This window comes from Sediminitomix flava (genome assembly GCF_003149185.1).
Lineage (GTDB): Bacteria > Bacteroidota > Bacteroidia > Cytophagales > Flammeovirgaceae > Sediminitomix > Sediminitomix flava.
Window position 1 is genome coordinate 1 of record NZ_QGDO01000017.1, and the last position, 3,924, is coordinate 3,924.

A 3,924-nucleotide genomic window follows, 5' to 3' on the forward strand; every position below is an offset into this window, starting at 1 on the left:
ATTGAGAAATGCTTAAAAATGGAATTAGTAACATTCCCACAAAAAGTAATAGTATTTTCTTCATAAAGTAATAAGTTAATTTTTACACATAACGAATCGGGCATGATATCGCAGACGGGTTGCGTCGCAACCGACTGTGTAATATGCCCCTTGTTACCTTCCTTTTTTAATTTTTTCTAATTCTAAGTTTAGTTTCGACAACAAGAGGTTAACCTCAGTTTGTCTTTCCTTTGAAAATTTTAGATCTAATTCTTGATCTGAACTACTGCCTATTTTTAAGCTTTCTCCAGTAATTTCTAAAGATTCTATCTCAAAATGATTTAAACTCGTATATCGTGTTATTAAACCCGTTGGAGTAACGACTATAATAGTTAGATCATTCAGTAGAAGTAAAATTAAAATCTGGAACACTATTGAGTAGTATAGAATCTCATTATCAGAGATTAAAGTTGAAAATAAAAAGTTTACAAAAAATCCAATGAGAACAGCTACGACAAGAATTATGACAATTCCTCTTATCGTTCTAAAGTTGTCGAGGAAATTATTTATGACATACATATTTTCAGAATGTACAAAATGCCTAAATTTCCATAAGGTAAATATTTCTTTGATTATAAACAGAGTTAAGAAAAATACCGCTTGTTGAGGAGTTATAGCTGAAAAAATACTAAACAAGAACTCTATAAAATCTTCTCTTTCTATCATAATCTATGGAAGGTAACGTATCGGGCATGGTATCGCAGGCAGATTGCGTCGCATAGCTGCCTGTGAAATATGCCCCTTGTTGGGCAGATTTTAATTAATAAAAGTTTGTAATGGACGTCGACCTTTATTTAGGTAAAGCCCTGAAATAATTAAAACGATACCTGTTTTAAGGAAACTTGAGTCTAAATTAGTTGAATCTTGAGCAGTTAAATCTGCATAATAACTTAAAAAGTAAACTCTGAAAAACTCTGCTAAAAGAGCAAATCCCAAAAGGCTTAAAAATATCGTTACAAATTTTTTCTTTTTCTGGAAAAAATAAACTAGGGACAAAATAATTAATCCAAGATTAATCGTCATATAGGATATCAAATATATATAGATTTTTATCCTTGTTTTTAGAAGCTCATCGGTACTTTGAAAATATAAACTCCAGTCATCCGCTAACATTTCATTGAATGTAGTAACTATTCCTAATATAGTCTGAAGTCCACTAGCTAATAACACAATTATGATTACCCATAACCAACCTCCAATTGAATTTTCCTTTGCGTTTGGCTGCTCTGTATGTAAAATACTTTGTTTCATCTATTTATTTATAACTTATTCTGCCCAACGACCCGGGCATGGTATCGCAGGCAGATAGCGTCGCAGATGCCTGTGGACTATGCCCCTTGTTAGCCATTTTTTTCTTTTTAATCAAAATTCACGTCTAAAGTAGTTTTCCAACAAACATTCTTAGGCGTCATTTATTCGATAATTTAAAATCGATTCGGCTAAATCCGTTTTATTGTCTGTTATTTTAGAATAGTCATTACATACTTCGACAAGATAGTCCAATGAAAATAAATTATGATAATTAACTCCATCTAACTCCATTATAATTCTTCCATCTATTTCATTGTCATCAAAAAATTTTAACTCAGAGTTTATAGTCAAAGAATTTTTTAAATAAATCTCTATGTCGTAGTAATCAAGGTTTGGATAATTTACCTCTAAGAAAGAGGCTAACTTCTCTTGATCTTGTAGATAGTCTATAAATTGGAATAGATTCATAAAATATTACAGGTATTATATCTAATGCTTACTTCTAAATCACTAATTGTGGCTAACGACTCGGGCATGATGTCGCAGGCGGGTTGCGTCGCACCCGACCTGTGCAATATGCCCCTTGTTAGGCTTATTTTTTTAAGTTCAGTTTTCTTAATTGCTCTATTTCATCATTTAAAATCCTAAGATTCTTTAAATAGTATTCAGTGCTAATAATCTTAAGTTCTAATTCTGAATTAGTTTTTAAAGGTGGCGGTGCAACACTTCCTTTCAACATTAAGCTAGGTTCTTTAAAACTTCGAGTAAGTCCACAATCCAATAAACTGATAAAACCATTTGAATCGGGTTCATCCACATAGCAAAGCCATTTGATTCCAATCTCACTAGGTTTTATTGAACAAGACGATGTTACGTTTCCAATTAAAAAGTCATATTCCGTACCTTTAAAAGTCTCTACGATCTTTAGTTTAAAAGTGTTATCATCGTTCAATTCAACCACCTCTCCTATAAAAATCAGCTTAGAGTTATTTCGATGAAATTCTTGTGCCTCAGATAAATTCTCAATCCATTTACAATCACAATACGACTTTAAGAATAAGCACAAATATAAACTTATTATGAAACCAATTTTAGCCATGATTAATTAAGCCTAACGCCCTGAGCATGGTAACGCAGGCAGGTTGCGTCGCAGGCTGCCTGTGAACTATGCTCCTTGTTGGGGATCGTTTATTTTTTTATGTTTAATTTTTTGCAGAACAGATTCTATTACAAACGATCGAAATGTTCTGAACTAATTTCGAAATTCAATTTTAAACGAATCAAAATCCATAAAAATTGAAAAAAATAGGTTTGAATTCAGTTTAAATCCCGTGGGAATAGAAAACCTAAAGTCCGATAAAATTAAATCGAATTTAAACTCTCTTATCGCTTAAAAATTTGTTGACCATAAAGATCAAATTCCATAGAAATTGAATCGCATTTGAACTCAGTTATCGTTTGAAAAAGTCCGTTAGTCGTAAAGATTAAGTTCCATAAAAATTACAACTGAAATTAGAATCTGAACGATAAACCTGTTTTGCTATTTTGGACTAACTGAACAATGAGCCCCAACGTTTCGTATAAATTTCGTAGGCGATTGCGTGGCACTTTCCTATCAAGCCGTAACAATTTTGATGCGGGCTACAAACCTTCAATTCACTGCTATCTCGGCTATGAAATTTATACATTGTTGGTTGCAGTATTTATTCGTAATCTTTAATATCCATTTCTATCGTAATCGGCTGTTCTTTGAATATTGATGTTTCTAATCTATATCTTGGAGTAATCTCACAATGTTCTCCAACAACATAAGGATACCCAAACTCATTACCTTCTGTAATCTTCGCAAAGTGGTCTTCTATTCGTTCCTGATATTCTCCATTAATCATTGTAACCGTATCACTATCTATTGATAATCTAATTTGACCTTTCAATATTCCGAGCGTGTCTTTAATAATCCCTAAACTATCCTTTTGTAAAAAATAAACACTATCTGATTTAAAGTACAAGGAGTCAAAACTAAACCAAGCTCTTCCACCACTGTAAGAAGTTCTATGTGTAATGTCAAGATAAAAATCCCCCCATTTTTTAATTTCGTGTAATTTTGATCTCGGAATTTTAATTTCATTTTCTTTCTTTTTATGAAATTTAATCACTTTTAAAGTATCATTTCCAATCCAACCGAGAATTGTATATCCACTAAAGTTCCCAGAGTGTCTCGGATTATAATTTTCACCTAAATTTAAAATCGTTGTCTCAATATTACCAGATCCAAAAGCCATTGGACTTTCAATAAAACACTCATAAATTTCAACTTGTTTGTCAGGCGAGGTGAGTTTATAAACATGCTGTATCTCTCCCTCAATCTCAAAATTGCATTGAGTAAAGAGTAAACTAATAAAGGTCAATATTGTAATTCTATTTACCATGTTATGTTTACTTATATTGCAACCAACGAATCGGGCATGGTTTTGCACTTAGGTCGTGTTGACGGTTAGCGCGGTGTGAACTATGCCCCTTGTTAGCCCTATTTTAAATATCGTGTTGAATGATTACGACCATTTTATACTTGTCAGACAATATATAAAAGCTCACATTCTGTTCATCAACTTTTCTATAAGAATAATAAGATCC

5 protein-coding genes are annotated in these 3,924 nt (G+C 32.3%); all 5 read right to left on the reverse strand.

Translation table 11 applies throughout. From position 1 onward, the window contains the following. Positions 1–153: 153 nt before the first annotated feature. Entirely contained in the window at positions 154–705 is a 552-nt protein-coding gene (locus tag BC781_RS25090) for a hypothetical protein (RefSeq protein ID WP_109623263.1), read from the reverse strand. A 90-nt stretch (positions 706–795) separates the two neighbouring features. After that, positions 796–1,290: a DUF2569 family protein gene (locus tag BC781_RS25095; RefSeq protein WP_109623266.1), complete on the reverse strand. Its 495-nt coding sequence runs from the start codon at positions 1,288–1,290 to the stop codon at positions 796–798. A 150-nt stretch (positions 1,291–1,440) separates the two neighbouring features. Further along, positions 1,441–1,758 carry a hypothetical protein gene (locus tag BC781_RS25100; protein WP_109623268.1) on the reverse strand — a complete coding sequence of 106 codons (318 nt, stop codon included), beginning with the start codon at positions 1,756–1,758 and terminating at the stop codon, positions 1,441–1,443. A gap of 124 nt (positions 1,759–1,882) precedes the next feature. Beyond that, entirely contained in the window at positions 1,883–2,389 is a 507-nt protein-coding gene (locus BC781_RS25105; RefSeq protein ID WP_109623270.1) for a hypothetical protein, read from the reverse strand. A 604-nt stretch (positions 2,390–2,993) separates the two neighbouring features. Then, complete coding sequence (locus BC781_RS25110; RefSeq protein ID WP_109623271.1) at positions 2,994–3,719, reverse strand: hypothetical protein; 726 nt, start codon at positions 3,717–3,719, stop codon at positions 2,994–2,996. Between the last annotated feature and the right edge of the window lie 205 nt (positions 3,720–3,924).